The organism is uncultured Succinatimonas sp. (assembly GCF_905203285.1).
GTDB lineage: Bacteria > Pseudomonadota > Gammaproteobacteria > Enterobacterales > Succinivibrionaceae > Succinatimonas.
Genome location: NZ_CAJKVK010000008.1, coordinates 1 through 20622, shown reverse-complemented (window position 1 = coordinate 20622; position 20622 = coordinate 1). Strand labels below are relative to the sequence as shown.

The 20622-nt window shown below is 41.1% G+C and carries 14 protein-coding genes; 6 read left to right on the top strand and 8 right to left on the bottom strand.

Annotated features, from left to right (window positions below; all coding sequences use genetic code 11):
* Positions 1-45 precede the first annotated feature (45 nt).
* Both QZ019_RS01880 and cpdA read right to left on the bottom strand, forming a co-directional pair.
* The gene (locus tag QZ019_RS01880; RefSeq protein ID WP_009143586.1) at positions 46-627 is read right to left on the bottom strand and encodes a YqiA/YcfP family alpha/beta fold hydrolase; all 582 of its coding nucleotides are present in this window, start codon (positions 625-627) and stop codon (positions 46-48) included.
* An 8-nt stretch (positions 628-635) separates the two neighbouring features.
* The gene (cpdA, locus tag QZ019_RS01875; RefSeq protein ID WP_295481912.1) at positions 636-1457 is read right to left on the bottom strand and encodes a 3',5'-cyclic-AMP phosphodiesterase; all 822 of its coding nucleotides are present in this window, start codon (positions 1455-1457) and stop codon (positions 636-638) included.
* A 1259-nt stretch (positions 1458-2716) separates the two neighbouring features.
* Here cpdA and QZ019_RS01870 point away from each other — a divergent pair.
* Positions 2717-3232: a prolyl-tRNA synthetase associated domain-containing protein gene (locus tag QZ019_RS01870; RefSeq protein WP_295481910.1), complete on the top strand. Its 516-nt coding sequence runs from the start codon at positions 2717-2719 to the stop codon at positions 3230-3232.
* A 133-nt stretch (positions 3233-3365) separates the two neighbouring features.
* Here the strand turns inward: QZ019_RS01870 and QZ019_RS01865 are convergent, their stop codons facing one another.
* Positions 3366-7862, bottom strand: coding sequence for an autotransporter outer membrane beta-barrel domain-containing protein (locus tag QZ019_RS01865; RefSeq protein WP_295481908.1), 4497 nt, complete (start codon positions 7860-7862; stop codon positions 3366-3368).
* Between the two features lie 299 nt (positions 7863-8161).
* Positions 8162-8800: an NUDIX domain-containing protein gene (locus tag QZ019_RS01860; RefSeq protein WP_009143172.1), complete on the bottom strand. Its 639-nt coding sequence runs from the start codon at positions 8798-8800 to the stop codon at positions 8162-8164.
* Between the two features lie 47 nt (positions 8801-8847).
* On the opposite strand from QZ019_RS01860, the gene QZ019_RS01855 reads away from it, so the two are divergent.
* Positions 8848-10188, top strand: a complete 1341-nt coding sequence (locus tag QZ019_RS01855) for a dihydroorotase (protein WP_289512802.1) — start codon at positions 8848-8850, stop codon at positions 10186-10188.
* 74 nt (positions 10189-10262) lie between these two features.
* On the opposite strand, the gene phoA is transcribed toward QZ019_RS01855, so the two are convergent.
* From phoA to QZ019_RS01840, 3 genes are all read right to left on the bottom strand, one after another.
* A complete protein-coding gene (gene phoA, locus QZ019_RS01850; protein ID WP_295481905.1) occupies positions 10263-11699 on the bottom strand; it encodes an alkaline phosphatase in 1437 nt (478 codons plus the stop codon).
* Between the two features lie 235 nt (positions 11700-11934).
* Entirely contained in the window at positions 11935-14025 is a 2091-nt protein-coding gene (ligA, locus tag QZ019_RS01845) for an NAD-dependent DNA ligase LigA (protein WP_295481903.1), read from the bottom strand.
* A gap of 334 nt (positions 14026-14359) precedes the next feature.
* Entirely contained in the window at positions 14360-15079 is a 720-nt protein-coding gene (locus QZ019_RS01840) for a cell division protein ZipA C-terminal FtsZ-binding domain-containing protein (RefSeq protein WP_294563367.1), read from the bottom strand.
* A gap of 282 nt (positions 15080-15361) precedes the next feature.
* Here QZ019_RS01840 and cysZ point away from each other — a divergent pair, with 282 nt between their 5' ends.
* The 4 genes from cysZ (at position 15362) to QZ019_RS01820 (ending at position 19453) form a co-directional block, all read left to right on the top strand.
* A complete protein-coding gene (cysZ, locus tag QZ019_RS01835) occupies positions 15362-16129 on the top strand; it encodes a sulfate transporter CysZ (RefSeq protein WP_009143166.1) in 768 nt (255 codons plus the stop codon).
* Positions 16130-16132: 3 nt separating this feature from the next.
* A complete protein-coding gene (locus QZ019_RS01830) occupies positions 16133-17797 on the top strand; it encodes a putative PEP-binding protein (protein ID WP_286036068.1) in 1665 nt (554 codons plus the stop codon).
* 2 nt (positions 17798-17799) lie between these two features.
* A complete protein-coding gene (locus tag QZ019_RS01825) occupies positions 17800-18336 on the top strand; it encodes a glucose PTS transporter subunit IIA (RefSeq protein ID WP_009143164.1) in 537 nt (178 codons plus the stop codon).
* Between the two features lie 169 nt (positions 18337-18505).
* Positions 18506-19453, top strand: coding sequence for a DMT family transporter (locus QZ019_RS01820; protein ID WP_040909215.1), 948 nt, complete (start codon positions 18506-18508; stop codon positions 19451-19453).
* Position 19454: 1 nt separating this feature from the next.
* On the opposite strand, the gene QZ019_RS01815 is transcribed toward QZ019_RS01820, so the two are convergent.
* Entirely contained in the window at positions 19455-20468 is a 1014-nt protein-coding gene (locus QZ019_RS01815) for a putative ABC transporter permease (protein WP_295481897.1), read from the bottom strand.
* Positions 20469-20622 lie beyond the last annotated feature (154 nt).

Sequence of the window (20622 nt, the reverse complement as noted above, 5' to 3'; positions counted from 1 at the left end):
TACAATCCGTATCCTTTAGTGTAAGCGCTAAAGCTTAGAGAAAAATTAGTTTTTATTTTCCAAAAAGTCCAAAACTTCAGGAACGATATCAATAAAATCGGTAAAAGCATGACAACCGCCATGCATGAGAACTATCTCTGACTTGTCATAAAAAGCAAGGGACTTTTTATAATCAAGGACTTCGTCCCCGTCTTGTAAATATACTTTGATTTTACAAGGATTAAAAGTAATAGAGGCATCAAGCTCTTTTAACGTGTCAAGCATCTGCGGCTTTAGCGTAAAGCGCTCGCCGGTAACCGTATTGACATGATCGCCGATTAAATTCTGAAAATAATCCTGAGGGTGAACGCAAGGGTTTAACAGTACTGCTCTAAAGCCGAAAACTCCTGACAGCAAAGTAGAGAAAAAACCGCCCATGGAGCTGCCGACAAGACCTATCTTTTCATATTTTTTAGTTAAATTCTCAAAATACGCTATAAGGGCATCATGAGCTTCTTTAGGAGTATCCGGAAAGTCAGGGGCTGAAAAAGTTAAATCAGAACGGTTTTCTTTAATGTAATTTTTTAAAATCGTACTTTTAACCGCGGCAGATCCTGATAAAAAGCCGTGAATATAACAAATGTGCATAACGACTCCTAATAGCCGGAGACACCATGATCGGCAATAAAACGTCCGGGAGGAAGCCTGAATACTTCAGTACGGATTTCGCCTTGTGAAGTCAATGTAAGATAGCGCCACCCGGGTCCCTTTTGATCAAGTGCAAAATCATGCGATAAAGGCTCAAACTGAATCGATGTGGACGGCGTGGCTATGTAACGGATATTGTTGATGACGGAATCAAATTCCTGATGCACGTGACCGCAGACCACCGCTTTTATTTGCGGGAACTTTGATATAAATGAATTAAACTCATCCTGATTGTGCATTGTCTGAGTATCAAGCCAGCGGCTTTTAACCAAAAGCGGCAAATGATGCACGACCACCACGGTATTTAAATCAGGATATCTTTCAAGGCACTTTCTTAAAAACTGCAGCTCTTCTTTTTGTACCCAGCCGTGCGCCATAGCGTAAACTTCCGAGTTTAAAAACACGAACTGCCAATTATTGCAGATAACGTGCTTATTGGTATCAACACCGAGCCTGTCGAACATACGATACATTAAAGGACCGTCATCGTGATTGCCGGGGCAGAAAAACACATGAGATTTAAGCAGCGCCACCATATGGGCAAAGCGTTGATAAGACTCGGGAGAATAATCCTGGGAAATATCCCCTGACACCATGATGAAATCAAAATGCATGCCCTGATTGACCACGGACTCAATCACGGCTTTAAAGCTTTCTGAGGTTTTTATGCCTAAAAGCGTACCATGCTCGTCGGCAAACAAATGAGTGTCGGTAAGCTGCAATACGCTTATCGCATCTCCTTGTCTGCTTTTCATTATCGTGGTACGCATAAAAAATTATATCCTTAGGTTATTTTTGAAAATCCAACACAATACTACATAGCAAGAAAACTTAATACAGTTATTTGCGTAGCAAATTAACAAACATTTCAAATTTTTGATTCATCTCTAAAATTTACAAAAAAGCTGCACTGATATAGCTCTATCAATGAGTTAGCTAAAACACCCCATTAAAACAATTTTTCAAAATTTATGCAGACATCAAATTTTTAAGCTTAAGATGCAGTCGCACTCTTCGTGTTTAGCAAACAAATGAGAAAACACATATAAATCTACATTTAATATAAATATATCTACTATTAAAATTTAAAAATCTAGATTTCGTGAAAAGAAGCAACTTGCCGTCTTTTAGCTCTAATTACATTCACTTGTTACATTTATGCCAAGCAATGCTCATGCTCGTCTTCTTCATAACTTGACCATCAACAACTAGCTAAAAATATGAAATATGCAATGCAGACGATTACCAGTAAAAGCGATCTCTTTTCAGAATGATTTAAAGCTAAATGTTCCATGAACGACCAGCTCATCGCTCAATAATTTTCATTATATAGCGTCCAAAATGTCGCCCAAAACTAAATTTACCCTTCTGTAAAAAGAGATAAAAGATAGAATCAAACAAAAAAATTATGCGGATTGTAATGTCTAAAAATTTAAATATTTCAAAACCTACTTCTCTTAACTTTTCACAATTTATTTTAAAAATCTAGAAAACGTGCAAATTATCGCTATAGAAATTCTAGAAAACGTGAAATATTAGACACATAAAATTCTTGATTTCGTGCATTTAATTGATTATTAAAAGAAAATTCTGTCAAGATTTACTTGATTGAAAACAGCTTAAAAAAGAACTTCTGCTCTTTTAATTGAGAGAGCAAAATCTACCAATGGATTTTGAAAAACTCTCTGGGTCTTATACGATTAAATACTAATGCAGTCTCTTAAAAATCAGTAAAAAATACAAAATTGCACCTTAAGATCGAATGGAAATCAAGTTCTTAATTGCCAAAACTGTTATTGCAAACAGGCATAATTTTTACCACTCGATAAAAATAATATCTGATAAAAGCTATTCTTTGCCTTCACTAAAAAATTAATAGCAAAATATAATAATCATTTATCTATTTCGTATGAGTTTCATAACAGCGATCTGAAAATCGATGAAGACGGTATTGTCTATTTACCTTTATATATGACACCTCTTCTTTAGTTTGAATACAAAAAGACAACCTTAAATAAACAAAATTATCATGAACAAACAAAATATCTACGATTTATTAAAAGCCAAAAACATCAAGCATGAAATAACCGAACATTGCGCACTCTTTAGTATGAAAGATACTGCGGATGTGGTTTTCCCTTATCCAGAGGCTGAAGCTAAAAATCTTTTTGTAAGAGATGACAAAAAGCGCAATTACTATCTAATAACCGTTCGTGGAGATAAACGTGTCGATTTAAAAGCTTTTCGCAAAAAATTCGGACTTAGAGCTCTTTCTTTTGCATCGCCTGCCGATCTTGAGAGCAAACTGCAATTAATACCCGGATCCGTATCTCCTTTCGGTCTGCTTAACGATAAATCTTGCTCGGTTATTTGGTATGTAGATGAAGAATTTACAACCGTCTCACATATGATAGGAATTCATCCTAACAACAATACCGCTACGGTATGGCTTGATCCTAAAGATCTGATGCAAATCATAAGCTCTCATGGAAATACTATTGAAATGATCAATTTAAATGATTGCTTAATTAAAGAAGAGATTTGAATTTTTACAAAAGATAAATAAACTTGCAAATAAGGCCGCTAGAGGCAAAAACTTTCATGAAACGAAAGGCGCGGCCTTAAAGAGGTGAAAGCGCCATCATTAATAACGACGCTTTATTCTGTCGAGAATTTAATTAAAAGCTGTGTTTAAAGCCACCCGATACGGTATAGGTATTGTCGTTGTCAGCTCCGAATACCTGCTCTCCTTCAAGGAAGAAATAAGTGTTTTCCGAGCTTTGTACTGAAATACCCAAACCTGCCGAATACCAGGTGTCGTCATTCTCATATGTGACGTCCATGACTCCGGTATTGTCATAAGCATATATGTCCTGGTCACCCAAGAACTCATGCAATACGTCGCCGCGGATATAAGCGGTTATCGGCGTGTCGGTATTAAAATCTTTTCCCGCTCTAAAGCCGATTCTGCCTATCAAGCTGTGTATCGAGTCAAGGTCGACCTTGGTGCCGTATGAGGTGGTATAGTCAGCTCCGGTAACGTAGGAGTACTGCAATTGGGCCTGCGGCTCAATGTAGTAGTTATAGGAGTTGGAGAACTTCCAGCCGTATTCCGCTGAAATTGAAGCTACCTCATTGGTATAGTCGCCGTTGACATTGACTCCGGTCATATCCAGATTGAAATCAAAATCATTCTTAAGATGACCGTACTTCAAGACCAAATCGGCATACTGACCGTCGTTGCCTAAATAGGTGGTATAGAACCAGATGCCGTATCTTTCGATATCGCCGTCACCGTCAACGGTATGGTAATCAATCTGTCCGTTCATGTAGTCAAGAGCTAAGCCGGTGTGAAATTCACCCGAATCGACAATATCTCTCTGGTCAAAGCCTACCTCTACCATAGTGTCATGGGTTCTGAAGGAATCATCCTTGCCGATATTGTCATGACGCAGTCTGACCCAGACGCCGTGGTCGGTATCACCTACAAATCTTGCTTCACCTTGACGCTTATTTAAAGTGTCCATGTAAACGGCGTTGGCGTAGTTAGCGCGGGACATGTCGACTATGGTCTTACCGGCATCGGAGATTTCAGTTGACTCAACCCCAACCAGCTTAAAGTTGGTGACTTCATCAAGTCCGCTCTCCGCTGCAGGAGCGGCGGTTTCTTTTTCCGCCAGGACCGTAACTTCACTGTCAGATGCCAGCACATTGACCGCGGCTAAAGATAAGGTCTGAGTCGCAGGAGTGGGAATAGCTTCTCCCGGCTTGCCGCTGCTTTCAAAGAATTCGTCTACGGTACTGTCACCTGGCTTGTGCACAGACATATTGTCACCGTTATATACGGAATTCTCATCATTTTCCGCATATGCGTCGGTGCCTATCTGATATTCGATATTGTTTACTCCGCCGCCGTTATAAGTAAGAGCACGGAACTTGGCCTTTGAGCCTGCTCCTACGGTAGCAAAGCGCAATCCGTCCAAACCGTCTGCATACATGTCATCATGCGATACCGCATCTATCACGTTTACGGTATACTCGCCGTTAGCGTTCTTTATATACAGCATGTCGCTGACATCACGGTCGGCATCCAGACTCATATTGAAAATGGCGTTACCGGTCAACTCATAGACGGTTAATGCATGTGCGGTTTCATTTCTGTCAGTATTTGTCGAAACCAAATCAATAATGGCGTTGGAGGAATTTTCAGTATTGATTCTGGTTATCCAGCTCTGTCCCGTGACATTCCAGCGAGAGCCTTCGCCCATAGTAAGATTTACTTCACCACCTTTATAAATCGTACTGCTGAATGCCGGGTTAAAGAATCCTTTTCCCTCTACACCATTACCGTGAGTCGTACCAACAAGCACTCCGGCATCGCCGTAGTCATCGGCACGACCGGTCAAAATACCGCCTTGACCTAAATTAACATTCACGATACCGTTATTACCGGCAAGCAGGTTGCCGTTGATGGTGATTCTGGCAGAGCCATCCTTAGGGGTAATATCAATCAAGCCTTCATAAGCTGCGAGGATATCGCCTGATATGAAGCTGTGCTGGAGATTACCTTCCTCGTCAGTAGTATCGGCGTAAGTTACTGTAACCGTGGCTCTATCATCCGGATTAACTTCTTTATTTACCGTATTAAAATCCAATTTAGTGGCGGTACCTGCGGCTATCGCCACGTCTAGGCTGTTGGGACTCTTTTCATAAGAGTCGGTTGAGATATATGAATATCCGTCAATGGAAATTGAAGAGCCTTTCTTTTCTCCCTCTTTTCCGTTATATGCCCAGACAACACGCTCTAGCTGCTCATCATTGTCATACTCGGCATAAGTACGCAGAATATTGGAATCACCGGTTAAGGAGATGTTTGCACCCTGTTCTGCGTACAAGGCAGAGATTACTTTCTTATCGGCAAAGGCAGGCTCATCACTCAAATCGCCTGAGCTTGAACTCTGTGCATAAGACGATACGGTATTAGATTTGCCGGTTAAACTTACAGAGGTATTAGCACCTTCAGCGTATACGGCACCGAGTAAACTATTTTTATTTCCGGCATCTAATGTTACTGAGCTTCCGCTTAATGAGTAAATTGCATATCCATTACCAAAGCCTTCATGCATAGGATTATCTTCACTTATTTTATCTGCCGTAATAATATTAAACTCATTAGCTTTTAAATTAACTTTTGCATTGTTAACATAAATACCTCTTTCAAATGCTTTAATATCATTATTTATTCCAGCAATTAAAGATACTTCACCACTTTTTGCCAAAAGACCATTCTTACCAATCACTCCATCTTCGTAGACATCTTTATCAAAACCTATAAAATTACTACCATGTACTGCTGTTATCAAAATTTTAGGAGTTTTAACTTCTTTTGATGATTCAGAGCAAACAGCATTCTCATAACCAGCTATATAGTTATTACCTGATGTTGCGATAGCATTAAATTCACCATCCGCACCTTCAGCCGCATGAACACCAGTACCTTCTTTTCCAATAATAATATTATAATCTGATACCTTATCAATAGATCTTGATAATGAAGATGTTGTCATTGAAGTAATATCAACAGTTCCTGATGAAAAATTTACACCATCCAAACTTGCTATAATAATATTCTTAACTGAAGAGACATCTACATTACCAGATGAGTAAATTCCATATCCAGTTTGCTTTTCATTTGTATTAACATCTACATTGATATTAACAGATCCTCCATTTGTAGATTTTAATTCAATAGCACCACCATTCTCAGCTTTTAAGCCGTAACCAAGTTTGGCATTTCCTGATACATCAACATAAATCTTAGATAAAACACTAGCATCAACTTTAGATATAATTTTGCCATTACCAATTGACTCAATAGCTGAAATTTTTTCAGAACTATTATCACTTCCTAAAGCCTCAGCATGTACAATCAAAGAACTTCCATCTATTTTTACTAAACTTTTATTTCCTGTTTCGTTTGTAGAATCATCAGCAATAATACCGATTATATCTCCACTTACAGACTTAACATTAATTGTAGTATTTATAGTCGGAATATATTTTTTATCTTGCTCTGTTGTCTCAGTATTATCTTGAGATGTTAGTTCAATAGTAGAACCATCCATTGCTTTAACAGCAAAAACATCATTATCATTATAATCTTCTTTATTAACAAATATATTATTGCTAAGAATAGCTTCTAGATTAGACTCATCACTTTCATGGTAATGTAATGTTACAATAGCAGTACTTCCTTTGTCTGCAAATAATCCAGATTCACTTGTGCATATATTATTACTTTGATCTGCCATTAAATTAATGACTGACCAATCATTTACCCAAACACCATGTTTTACTGGATTTTTAACCTGATCTTCATCTCCAATAAAATTATCTTTTATAGCAGATATTTCTGCTGATCCTTGATTGTTTATCTCTATACCTATATTTCCTCCGCTAATAATATTACTTGCATTATGAGATATTGCTTGAAAACGCGCTGAATCAACTTTCACTCCTATACCATTTTCTGATTTTATTTCATTATTTCCATTTGTAGAAATTAAAGATACCTTTGATTGTTTAAATTCTGGCTTATCTTGCGATTGTGAAATATTTACTTTACCCGATACATTTATTCCTATACCATTCACGCCATTTACATATAAAACATTTGTGTTTCCTGCTGTCAAATGAACTTCTGAGCCTTTTTGCGCATTAATTCCTTTCTCTGATATTTTATCTATCGCTATATCATTTTTTACTGTAATTTGAATATTAGCGTTTACTCCCTGGGCAACTATACCATTAGTACCGTTTTTAATATCAATATTTGATGTTTCAACCTTTTGGTCTTCTCCCTCTCCAGTAAATCCAATATTTAACTTTGCATTATCACTTGAAATAATATCTCCTTTAGCATCATCACTACTAAAACCATACTCTTTATTAGTATAATAATCTTCTTGGGGATGTTCTTCACTTACATATATAGTCTCAGCATAAGAATATGAAGAAGAAAAGCCTGCAAGAACTGCAGTTAGGAAGGTTCCGAGGGCTGCTCCTTTAGCTAATCGTTTTACCCCCCCCCTTAAGAATTCTTTATTAAAGCAATTAGATAATACTGCTCTATAGGCACAAATGAGCATGCGCATAGCGCTCTCAGTCTGACGCATCTTGTTTACCTCAATTTTCTCTATGTCGATGCGTATTATAAAAAATTTCACGTAGTTAAAATATACGTAAAAGTAAAATATTTATTAAAAATCTCAAAAATCTTTACTGTAATTTTTATGCCGTAAACGTTTACATTGTTCTAAAACCTGTAAAAAACATATATTTATAACGATTTTTATAAAATTTAGACACAAAAAACGCTTTTTATGGATAGGAAAAGAGGATGTCAAAAAAGAATCAAATAAAATTTTTGGATGGACCCCGCCATTTTGACGGGGACAAGGAGGATTTTTAGAAGTTAAGCTTTATTGCGAAACTTATCGTAATTAAGCTCTAAGTACATTAAGCCTACCATCGCGGCACAATTGCAAATTCTCCCTGTTTTGCACAGTTTAAAAGCATCTTGCGCTTTTACCTTAAAGATTCTGATATCTTCATCTTCAACAGCAAGTCCGCCGTTTGTCGCTAAATGATCGGAATTTATTTTTGCAATATAAATGGTAACGACTTCGGAAGTTCCGCCGGGGCTTGGGTATAAAGAGCTTACCAGCTCAAGATCGTCTTTAGTGATTTTAAGCTTTGCCTCTTCATAAAGTTCGCGACATGCGGCCTCTTCTCGACTTTCGCCCAGGTCAATCATACCGGCGACGATTTCAATAAGCCAAGGGGACACCGGATCGTTTAAAGCGCCGGGACGAAATTGCTCAATAAGCACGACTTCATCAGTTTTTGGATCGTAAGGAACGATAGCGACGGCTTCCGCGTCGCGCTCAAAGATTTCACGCACGAGCTTGCGGGTTTCTCCGCCCGTGAACTTTTTATAAGAAACGATGTAGTTATCTACGGCAAAATGAGCTTTAAAGACACGCTTTTTTTCGTACACGGTTACGTCTTTTATCGTAAACCGAGGTGCGGTAAGTTTTTCAATTTCGTTCATAGTTTCTTCATTTTCAACTACAATTAATTTGCTAAAGGAGATCTCTTATGCGCAAATTAATTTTAAAAGATTCTCAGGTTGTAATGCCTTCACGTATTATACGTGCAGATATTCTTGTTGAAGACGATAAAATCGCAAAAATTGCACCGCAGATTGAAGCAAACGGCGCTGACGAAATTGACTGCCATGAATTGGTGGCGCTGCCGGGATTAATTGATGCCCACGTGCATTTTCGCGATCCAGGAATGCCGCAGAAGGCTACCATTTATTCAGAATCCCGTGCCGCGGTTTTAGGCGGCGTCACTTCCTTTATGGATATGCCCAACACCATACCGCCTACCGTCGATGAAGCATCACTTAACGGTAAAAAAGCTACCGCAGCTCGCGACAGCGTGGCCAATTACGCTTTTTATTTAGGCGCGACCCCTGACAATATTGAGGAAGTAAAAAAAGCCGATCCTAAAAGCGTCGCCGGCATTAAAGTTTATATGGGTTCGACTACCGGCAACCTGCTTTTAGATGATGAAAGCATTTTGCACAAGATGTTTAAAGCAGCTCCGATGATGGTAACCGCGCACTGCGAGGATAATGAAATCATCGCCGCCAAGCAAAAAGCCGCGCAGGAAATGTACGGCGACAACATTCCTTTTAACATGCATCCTGTCATCCGCAACCGCGACTGCTGCATCAAATCCTCAAAGCTTGCCATTCAGACCGCGCTTGATACCGGAGCTAAGCTTCATATCATGCACCTTAGCACAAAAGAGGAAATTGAGATCTTAAATTACTTTGCAAAAGATCCGCTTGAAAGCCGTCAGATTTCAGGGGAAGCGTGCATTCCTCACTTGTTCTTCTCAGAAGGCGATTATTCACGCTTGCAAGGCTTTTTAAAATGCAATCCGGCGGTTAAATACGAATTTGACCGTAAAGCTTTAATTGAGGGCATCAAACGCGGCATTATCACCACGGTAGGAACCGATCATGCGCCCCATGAGATTTCAGTTAAATCAGGATCGTATTTAAAATGCGCTTCGGGCGTTACCTCGGTACAGTACTCACTGCTTGCCCTTCTTGATTTATGGAAGCGCGGCGAGCTTACCCTTGAAGAAGTGGTTAAGGTAAGTTCAACGAATGTAGCCAAGCGCTTTAACCTTACTGACAGGGGAACCATTGAAGAAGGCAAAAAAGCCGACATCGTGCTTATAAATCCGATTAAATCGCATACGGTAACAGCTTCTGACATCAAATCCTTATGCGGTTGGTCGCCTTTTATCAATCATACTTTCCGCTGCTCAGTTACCCATACGGTAGTAAGCGGCGTGTTAAAAGTAAAAGACGGTCAAATCGTAAGTAATGAAGCAGGTCAGCCTTTAAGCTTTGACCGCTAGAAATGAAAAAGCCCGTGAGGTCATCACGGGCAAAGCAGGCATATAATTTTCTTCTTGTAGTTTTTGTGGCTTAATTAGAGCTGCAAAGCGTTCTTGATGGTGAAGAACACGTCAGTCTGGTCGGTTAAACCTAAGACGTTCAAGGCACCCGGGCCGTAAGCGGCGATGCGCAGCTGTGCACCGGTATGACCGGTATCATTTACGTCTTCGCTATTGGCATAAGAGATGCTCATCGGAGCGCCGTCAGCGGTCATGACAGCCTGAGTGTAGCCCATGGAATGAGCGTCAGGGTAAACAATCTGGGTTGAGTGAGCGTGGTCGGCGGTTACGATAACCAAGGTGTTGCCGTCAGCCTTAGCAAAGTCCATTGCAACTTTAACGGCTTCGTCCAAATCCATGGTCTCACCGAACTGGCCGCAAGGATTTGAAGCGTGAGCCTGTTTGTCAATTGAAGCACCTTCAACCTGGAGGAAGAAGCCCTTCTCGTTAACTTTCAAAAGATCGATTGCCTTTTGGGTCATCTGAGCCAAGGTCGGCATGCCTTCACCGCGATCGTTAATTTCACACTTTACAGGAGGAAGATCGAGGTTACCGCGTAAAGTAGCCTGCGGACCCTTTAAGCGAATAGGCATATTGCCTTCAGAGAACAAACCAAGAAGCGGAGCATCCTGATTGGCAACGGTAACGGCGTTCATTTCATCAAGATTGGTAACATAGGTGTAGCCTACTGCCTTAGCCTTTTGCTCCAAAGTCTGACCTTTAAATTCGCCTGCTTTGATGGTTTCGGCAAAAGTTGCGCGGCCGCCGCCTAAAGTTACGTCAGGACGTAAATCGATAAGCTGCTCGGCAATACCGCCCTTGCCGCCGTTTTCCAAAGCGTTTTCCGGGCAAAGCTCTGAGGTCTTTTTAGGACCGTAGCACTTACGGGCAACGACGTGGGCAATCTGAGCTGCCGGGGTGGCGTCCTCGATTTCAGCGGTGGAAACGTCGCCGGTAGCTAAACCTTTGGCTTTGGCAAGTTCAAGCAAAGTAACATGAGGCTTACCGTTTACGTCAACGCCGATAGCGCCGTTATAAGACTTAACGCCAGATGACCATGCGGTGGCGGAAGCGGCTGAATCGGTAACGTAGTCAGGCTTTTTGGTTTCTTTATTTAAAGAGTAATGAGTGTACTGACCGGTAAACGGAAGTGAATCAAGACCTTCAAACATTCCGCCTGCGCCCTTGGCAAAGTTACGGGCTGCGGTAATTTCGCTGTCGCCCATACCGTCACCGATTAAGAGAATTACGTTCTTGGCGTGCTTTTTCTTGGCTAAATCAAGAACGGCCTGATAATTATCGGTCATATCACCGGTTAAGCGGCGGGCACCTGCGTACTGAGTGATATCGCCTAATGCGGCACGAGTCATAACTGAAGAATCGGTATTTCCGGCATTAGCTGCAGTACAAGCGGTAAAAGCAGGAACGCACATAGTGACTGCTAAAGCTAAAACGGTCTTATTTAATTTCATATCTTTAACCTCATTTTTTTAACTGAGGTCAATTTAAAAAAGTATTGTTAAATAAAAAACCGTTGATTGTTAAGAATAAATTAAATTTTAATTTTTTTATCTTTTTATCATCGGAAAAAGCGTCTTTTTGTCTCACCTAAAAAATTAAAAAGCATAAAGACTTACGCCCAAAAGAAAAGCGGCACTTATTTTGTCGTGCCTCCTTTAATAAAAAACTTAAATATTAAAAAATTAATTAAGCTTCACTTAAACCGTGCTCTTTTAAAAGCGCGATAAAGTCATCCTCTGTCATCACTTTTACGCCCAGCTCCTGCGCTTTTACAAGCTTTGAACCGGGATCCGCGCCAGCAATAACAGCATAAGTTTTCTTTGAAACCGAGCCTGAAACCTTTGCTCCGAGACTTTGCAAAAGATTTTTAGCTTTATTTCTGTCCATAACCGACAAAGTACCGGTTAGAACATAAGTCTGACCCATTAGCGGCATGGTCTGAGCCGTCTGCGCACTTGCCTGCACGCAGGGTAAAAGCGTAAGGCCTGCCGAAAACAACGGAATATCTGCAGACGGAATCAATCTTTCGATAATATCAAGGTTATGCGGCTCTTTAAAAAAGTCATAGATATGATTTGCCACCACGACACCGATATCGGGAAGCTTCATTAAATCCTCAACGCTTGCGCGCATGATGTCATTTAAAGTCTCAAAATGAGTTGCCAATGTAAGCGCCGTGGATTCGCCTACTTCTCTAATGCCTAAAGCGTAGATAAAACGGTTTAAGGCGATAGTGCGGGACTTTTCGATAGCGGCCTTTAGTTTTTTAGCCGTAATCATGCCTAAAAGGCGCGGCTTACGCTCAGGCGAGCCGTCATCAAGAACCAATGAGGCTAAATCATTTTCACCAAGAGAATAAAGATCGGCAATTGACTTTACCTTGCCGCTTAAAACCAGCTGCTCGACGATGCGATCGCCAAAGCCTTCGATATCCATTGCGTTGCGGCTTACAAAATGCAATACGCTCTCCCTAAGCTGCGCCGGACACACCAGACCGCCTGAACAGCGCGCTACCGCCTCGCCCTTAACTCTTTCAATAAGTGATCCGCACTCAGGGCATTCGGTCGGAAAAACGATAGGCTTTACCTTATCTTCCTCACGTCTTTCAAGTACTACCTCTGCCACCTGCGGAATAACGTCGCCCGCGCGTCTTACGATAACGTAATCGCCAATCATAAGATTTAAACGTCTTATTTCATCTTCATTATGCAAAGTGGCGTTTGAAACCGTAGCTCCGCCTACATAAACAGGATCAAGACGGGCAACCGGAGTTACCGCTCCGGTTCTTCCGACCTGAAACTCAACATCCAAAAGACGTGTTATTTCTTCCTCAGGCGGAAATTTATAAGCAATCGCCCAGCGCGGGGTACGCGCGGTAAAGCCCATATCTTCCTGAACTGAAATTGAGTTTACCTTAAGCACCACGCCGTCAATGTCGTAATTAAGATTAGGACGCTTTTGCAGAATATCATTGTAAAAATCGCTTAGCCCTTTGATGCCATAGACTTTTTTTACAAGCGGATTTATAGGAATTCCCCAACCTTTAACGGTCATGAGCCTGTCATATTGAGTATCAGGCAGCTCACTGCTGCACTCACCTATATAGTACGCATTAAAAGTAAGCGGACGTTTAGCCGTAATTTTTGAATCAAGCTGACGCAAGCTTCCTGCCGCGGCATTGCGCGGATTGGCAAAAACCTTGCCGCCGTTTTGTCTTGCCCTTTCATTCCACTTTTCAAAACCGTCGCGCGGCATAAACACCTCGCCGCGCACATCAAGATATGAAGGAACGTTTTCTCCTGAAAGACGCAGCGGAATCGCCTTGATGGTTTTAGCGTTTTCAGTTATGTCTTCACCGACACGTCCGTCACCGCGAGTTGCTGCTTTTACCAAAAGACCGTTTTCATAAATTAAAGAAACAGCAAGACCGTCAAGCTTGGGCTCAGCACAATACTCAACCTTATCTTCATGCGTAAAATCGCAGATCCTTTCATTAAAATCATTAAGCTCGGGAACGGAGAAAATGTCGCCAAGCGACAAAAGCGGCACGCGGTGAGTGACGCTGGCAAAAGCCGAGAGAGCCTGACCGCCTACACGTCTTGTCGGAGAGTCAGGAGATATGATTGTCGGATCTGCCTGCTCCATGATTTCAAGCTGACGATAAAGACGATCGTATTCACTGTCGGTAACAATCGGATCATCATCAACATAATAGGCTTTGGCGTAACGGTTTAATAATGCAACCAGCTCTTTATAAGAATAGTTTTTCTCGCTCACGGCTTTTCTCTTAATTTTTTATGAAGTTAATTAATTTTTCTAATTTTAAGCTATTTAGCCATGGTTTGATGTCAAAAATTTATATACAGAAAATAAGGGCAATTGCGAATGCGCCGCAAAGATATAACACGGATTTTTTAGGAAAGAAAACGACGGTAATTAAACAAAAAAGAATAAGGCAAACGCATGCTGCAGGGTGAAGCCACAATAAAAAATAACAGATTAAATCTTCTGCATTTAATTAATCTAAGCTTTACCGCTAAAGCAAATGCTCCAAAATAAAAATCCCTGCACTAAACAGGGATCTTCTAAATTCAACGGATTGGATTTTTTATTAGATTGATGCAGGCATATCATCATAATCAGAAGGATCTTTACCGGCATCATAAGCGGCTAAAGCTTTTTCCATCTTGTCAAAATCTTCATCGGTAATGATATTGTGATGATTGTCCTGAATAGTTCCGCCTAAATTCTGGGCAAAAAGATTGGCGGCCATGCGCATGGCTCTTATATAGGCAACGCCTTTACCGCGCTCAGGCAGATTCATAAACAAAGCCATCGCGGGAGTGGTAAAACCGCGCATATCCTGCGGGAAAGAATACGGAGCTTTTAAAGAGCAGATACGGAAGACTTCGTTTAATCTGCGACTCGGATCTTCATAAACATAGTAGATATCCATATTGCCGCGCACAAAGCCGTATTCGTTCATTAAACTTTCAATTTCGGTTCCGACAAAAGGACGATCGGCATTGGCCACGACATTAAAATCATAGCTCTTGCGTACGGTAAGCTCTTCATTCTCAATCTCTGCGTTATCTTCAGATCCTGCTTTTGGAGAGTCTTCAATTTGAATCTTTGAAGTTTCGGCATCGGCAGTCACGATTCGAACTTTACCGACATTTTTTGCATCCAAAATCTTGGCGTCATCCCCGTTATCTTTACGCAATTTACGATTGCCGGCTTTTTCGGAAAACCACAAACCGTGAATAACAAAAGCAATGATCGCGATTGCACCGATAATAAGAATTACTGCGCTTACTGTGCTTAAAGACATCTTAAAGCTCCTACATCCATATCCGTAATAATTATATAGAAAATTAAGAAAAAACTTTTAATTTAAGCGTAAATAAACTTTATGGCGCACAATATTTTAAAAACGGCTTTTTAAAACAAAAAAACTGTTTTTCGCTTTACATTAATTTGATAAGCACAATTAAAACCGTTTATTTTTTAACTAAAACGCTAAAAAATTCCTATTTGCGATCCTGAAAAATTAGAGACCGCCCTTTTTGAGTTAAAATTTAAGAAATTTAATAATAACTATTGAGATTTTGCGATGTTCAAAAACAGCATTAACCAGGAAATCTCCATTTCCGATACCTTAAATCATCTTATAGACGGCGTTAAAATCGCTTTTTCCAAAGAATGCCGCGCTTTTGTCATTATTCCTATCATCATTAACATTTTCGTCATGTCGCTTGGCGGATACTTTATTTTTTCTTATTTAAACGATTTTATTTTCGGCCTTGCCGACAATTGGCCTGATTTCCTGAAATTCGTGGCATATATTCTCTCCACTATTCTTGCCATTGTCTTAGGCTTTGTCGGATGCTACTTTTTCTCCACCGTAGCGACCATCATCGCATCCCCCTTTTACGGCTTTCTTTCCGACAAAGTCGAGAAAATGCTTACCGGCAAAAACGCCAATGACGATACCGTGATGGATGCGATAAAGGATGTGCCCCGCATCTTAAAGCGTGAAGCGCAAAAACAGATCTTTTTCCTGCCCCGCGCCCTTTTATGCCTTATCATAACCATTATCCCGGGGCTTAACGTTATATCCCCAATCCTCTGGTTTCTGCTTACCGCATGGATGGCTTGCCTTCAGTACTGCGACTATGCCTATGACAATCACAAAACCGCTTTTGCCTTAATGCGCAAGGATTTACGTGACAATAGGCTGTCAACCTTCATTTTCGGCATGATTGTCTCCATCGGCATTTCAATTCCCATCATCAATCTTATTTTGCCTCCGGCAGCCGTTTGCGCCGGTACCAAATATTACTTGCAGATACAAAAAAGCTTTACGCTTGATAAGGAGTAAATTATGTACACCTTAAACGGCATGACCGTATCAGAAGGCGTAGGCGCCGGCCCCGCGTTAATTATGAATAAGGCCGTAAGCTTTGATTCTCAGGATGAAGAAAAAGTCTTTGACAGTGAAAGTGAAATCGCTAAATTCAAAAAGGCCAGCAACGAATTTGCCACAAGACTTCATCAAGTAACCGCAGGGCCAGCCCCTGACTCGGTTCGCGACTTGTTCGGTGCTGCCGCAGGATTTATTACCAACTCTAAAAATGTTGACGCGATTATCTCTTTAATTCTCAGCGGAGCATCTGCAGCCAAAGCCGCAAAAATCATTCTTTTTGAAAATTTAAAAGCATTTGAACACAGTTCTGACCCTGAGTTAAAAGCCCAGGAGCGAGAATTAAAAGCTCTTGCCAAAGAGTTTATTTCCACTTTGACACAATCTGACTCAGGAACTTTTGAAGTTCCGACTTTAACCGTTCCGACAGTAATTGTCGCAAGCGATCTTACGCCCGCCCGCTTTTTGTGCTTAAGGACGGATTTAGTCAGTGCGGTAATTTTAGAAGGCGGTCTGTCGTCAGGACACCTAGGAACCGTGCTGCGCGAACTGCATATCCCGTCTATTTTCTCGGTCATCGGGGCCACCGGAATTAAAAACGGCGAACAGGTTTTAGTCGACGCCAATAACGGCGTCGTCATGGTTGAACCGCCGTCGGATACCGCCTTTGAGCTTTTGCATGAAAACAATCCGATTAATGACGATCTTGAAGATGATTCGCTGCTTAATATCACGGTAGCTCCTTCCATCGGTGCCACGCGCGAACTCAACCTTTCACCCTCGCTTGCCTCTCACGGCCTTGGGTTGCTGCGCTCTGAGTTTTTATTTTTAGGCAACGCTAAAGAGCCTACCGAAGATGAGATGATTGAAATCTTCGCGCCGCTTTTTGACAAATTCCCTAAAGACAAGCCGCTTTCTGCCCGTACCTTTGATTTTGCCGGAGATAAAAAGCCGCTCTTTGCGGTTAAAACCGATGATAAAGGACCGCTTTTAGGATACGGAGCCAACGTCGGCACCGAGCTTTTAAAAACCGAAATAAGAGCATTGCTGCGTGCCGCGGTCGATCGCAAACTTACTCTGGTTTTTCCTCTGGTAACAAGGGTTAGCGAAGTTAAATACTTAAACGACTTATGCGCAATGTGCATTGACGAACTTAATGAAGAGGAATTGCCGCACGGCGACGTCAGCACGGCGCTGATGATTGAAACCCCGGCTGCGGTATTATCCGCATCGGCCTTTGCCAAAATGTCGTCAAGATTCTTCATCGGAACAAGCTCCCTTGCCCAATATGCAAGCGCCCCGCGTGTTCCTGACGTCTCGTTTACCCCGGCTCTTGCCAAAATGATTGCCATGGCCTGCAATGCCGCGGCTCAAGCCGGAGTTCCAGCAGCAATAGCAGGACGCTTTGCCGCCCGCGTGGATTTGCTGCCGTTTTTCTTAAACTTAGGCGTTAATTACATCACGGTAGATTCTTACTCAATTCCCAAAGTAAGAAGCGCGATTGAACGCCTTGATCTCAACTCGGCAAATGACAACTACTCCCCTAAGCTCTATGAGCAAATCATGGAGCTTGCAAGCGGTAGAGAGCTTGCCGATCTTATTAACAACCTTAACTTTACGGTGTGATCATGTCCTTTTTGTCCAATCTTTTTCACTTTCATCAAAGCGAAGACAGCGCGGATCTCACCCTGTACGCTCCGGCTTCAGGAACCCTATTGCCTTTATCCGAGGTTCCTGACATCGTAATTTCAGAAAAAATTATCGGCGACGGCGTCGCCATTATGCCTGAAAGCGAAACGATTTACGCTCCGTGCGACGGTGTAATCGCCCGTCTTTTATCCTCAAAATCGGCTTTTTCCATCCGAACTGCCTTAGGTCTTGAGGTTTACGTTTCTTTTGGCATCGGCTCAATCGAACTTGCCGGAAAAGGATTCAGCTCTGAAGTTAAAATCGGCGATACGGTAAAAAAAGGCGATCCTATTTTGCAGGTAAACAGTGCCGCAATTGCCAACAAATTAAAATCAACAGTCATTTCCATGATTGTCGTAAGATCCTCTGGCGATATCGAGAAACTTACCTCAGCAAGCGGCTCTTGCGTTGCTGCAAACACGCCGTGCGTGTGGGTTAATCTAAAGCACTCTGACGAGAAAGAGACAACCTCCTAATACTTTAAGCCAAAAGAGAAAAGTTCTTATTAATACCGCAGCCTAATGCGGTATTTTTTGCACCTTTTTGGAAGATTTTTCAGCTTTTGCACAAAGTTAATTTTTAACTTCTAGAATATTGAAAAAACTTATTAAGAAACTTCTCTGTAAAATAAAAAGCTGCAGCATCATGAATTCAACAGCCAAAGGTTATATCTGCGGAATTATCGCAGCTTCATGCTACGGATTAAGTCCTTTTTACGGCGTCAGCTTAATGAATTTAGGAATGAATGCCGCATCCGCCCTGTTTAACCGTTTTGCTCTTGCGGCAATAATTTTGTTGATATTGATGATATTACAAAAAAAGCCGCTTAATATTTCCTTAAAAGAATTTAAAGTCACAGCGATACTGGGCTTTTTATTTGCCGCTTCAACACTTACATACTTTATCGCTTTTCATTATATGAGTGCAGGCATTGCCGCTACCATTTTGTTCATATATCCGGTCATGGTGGCTGTCATAATGGCGATATTTTTTAAAGAAAAAATCACCCTGCTTACGATTTTATCCATCACTTTATCTTTTGCCGGGATTGCCATGCTGTATTTTGGTGACAACTCAGGACAAGTAAATACCGCAGGCGTCATTTTGGTTTTAATTTCAGCACTTACTTACGCTCTTTACATTATTGTCATCAATCGCTCGGGCATTGTCATGTCAGCAGAAAAAATGACTTTTTATGTGCTCCTTTCATGTCTTGCAACTATATTCATCTATACCCTGTTTGATTCCGGATCTTCGCTTATGCCGCCCCAAAGCTTCCCGATGTGGGGATACTGTCTGATGCTGGCTTTGATACCTACAATCATTTCTCTTAATTTGATGACAATTGCCGTAGAAAGCGTCGGCTCCACTCCTACTGCGGTAATGGGGGCGCTTGAACCTCTTACCGCCGTAATTATCGGCTGTCTTGTCATGCACGAAAGCATGACCTTGCACCTTTTTATCGGTATTGTTCTGATATTGATTTCCGTTGGACTAATCATCGTCGGAAAAACCTTTAAAAAGCACAGCATCAAAATCATCGTTGATGAAGTCGAAAAGGAAATCATTCGCCACTGGCGCTGGAAGTTATAAACTATTTGTGACTGCCCAAAGATCGCAGAGCATCAAACTCCTGCGGAAATTGTTTGGAAAAAGATCCGGGATTGCGGGCTATAAGCTTTACAGCCGTCTTATAATCTTTTTCCGTAAGAGCTGCCATATTCCACTCGGCAATCTTAAGATGACGCTTGAAGGAATTGATCTCATCTTTCATCACGGTAAATTGATTTGCGGTAATAATCTTTTTACCTTTGAGCTTTTCTAAATGCTCAAGGCATACATCCGCTTTTTGATTTAAGTAATTGACTAGATTTAACAAATTGCCGCGATGTTTGGCAATTGCCGTCATCATGCGAGCCTTTTTGCTTAATTTTTCCCGAACATCAAAGCACGGTTTTTCTTTTTCCAAAACAACATTGCCAAGATTTTGCTTTAGTTCGTCTGATGCAAAGGCTAATTTGCCAATGAAATTATTTATATCATCGCTTAATTTATCCATGACTGAATTATTGGCATGGATGTCTTTAAGCAATGTCTTGACGCCGCTGGCGTTTTTAAAGGAATCGGCAAAATCGTAAGTAAAAATTACAGTCAAAACCATTGCGCTCCAATCCGATAATTTAGGACTTAGAGCCGATATCGCTTTTTCAATTTCAGGATGCAGAAAATACACTAAAAATAAAGCAAACAGCCCCCAAACTATTGAACACTCTGCACATATATAGCCGCCGACATTGGCAAAGCAATTGCGGTAATCCCACAATCGCAGATGAAAAAAACGATCAAGCAAAAAGCCTGTCAGAAATTCCAAAATTGAAGCTGACAGCATTCCCAAAACAAAAACGATAAATTTGTGCTCATAGTGGGGCAGCGTGATCTGCAAAATGATAATTGCACCAATGCCGTAAATCGGCAAATAAGGACCGTGCAAAAAACCGCGATTAATAAAAAAATGCTGTTTTACCCCTTCATAACATACTTCCCATATCCATCCGAGTACACTGTAACAAAAAAAGAACATTATCCATTGGCTGTGAGAATAATCCATTGTTTCACCTGCTCTTAAATTCTCCTCCGTTATACTCCATTCCTTTCCTGTTTTTTGCGCCTTACCCTTTTTAGGGCAAAAAGAAACCTTCGCAATATCCCCAAACTCTGCTGTTCTAGATAAAAATAAAAGAGAAATTTATTTAACTTATTGT

What these genes read in the sequence shown, in the direction of transcription:
- QZ019_RS01880 (WP_009143586.1), bottom strand. Translation starts at nt 627, where the DNA reads ATGCACATTTGTTATATTCACGGCTTTTTATCAGGATCTGCCGCGGTT.
- cpdA (WP_295481912.1), bottom strand. Translation starts at nt 1,457, where the DNA reads ATGCGTACCACGATAATGAAAAGCAGACAAGGAGATGCGATAAGCGTA.
- QZ019_RS01870 (WP_295481910.1), top strand. Translation starts at nt 2,717, where the DNA reads ATGAACAAACAAAATATCTACGATTTATTAAAAGCCAAAAACATCAAG.
- QZ019_RS01865 (WP_295481908.1), bottom strand. Translation starts at nt 7,862, where the DNA reads ATGCGTCAGACTGAGAGCGCTATGCGCATGCTCATTTGTGCCTATAGA.
- QZ019_RS01860 (WP_009143172.1), bottom strand. Translation starts at nt 8,800, where the DNA reads ATGAACGAAATTGAAAAACTTACCGCACCTCGGTTTACGATAAAAGAC.
- QZ019_RS01855 (WP_289512802.1), top strand. Translation starts at nt 8,848, where the DNA reads ATGCGCAAATTAATTTTAAAAGATTCTCAGGTTGTAATGCCTTCACGT.
- phoA (WP_295481905.1), bottom strand. Translation starts at nt 11,699, where the DNA reads ATGAAATTAAATAAGACCGTTTTAGCTTTAGCAGTCACTATGTGCGTT.
- QZ019_RS01840 (WP_294563367.1), bottom strand. Translation starts at nt 15,079, where the DNA reads ATGTCTTTAAGCACAGTAAGCGCAGTAATTCTTATTATCGGTGCAATC.
- cysZ (WP_009143166.1), top strand. Translation starts at nt 15,362, where the DNA reads ATGTTCAAAAACAGCATTAACCAGGAAATCTCCATTTCCGATACCTTA.
- QZ019_RS01830 (WP_286036068.1), top strand. Translation starts at nt 16,133, where the DNA reads ATGTACACCTTAAACGGCATGACCGTATCAGAAGGCGTAGGCGCCGGC.
- QZ019_RS01825 (WP_009143164.1), top strand. Translation starts at nt 17,800, where the DNA reads ATGTCCTTTTTGTCCAATCTTTTTCACTTTCATCAAAGCGAAGACAGC.
- QZ019_RS01820 (WP_040909215.1), top strand. Translation starts at nt 18,506, where the DNA reads ATGAATTCAACAGCCAAAGGTTATATCTGCGGAATTATCGCAGCTTCA.
- QZ019_RS01815 (WP_295481897.1), bottom strand. Translation starts at nt 20,468, where the DNA reads ATGGATTATTCTCACAGCCAATGGATAATGTTCTTTTTTTGTTACAGT.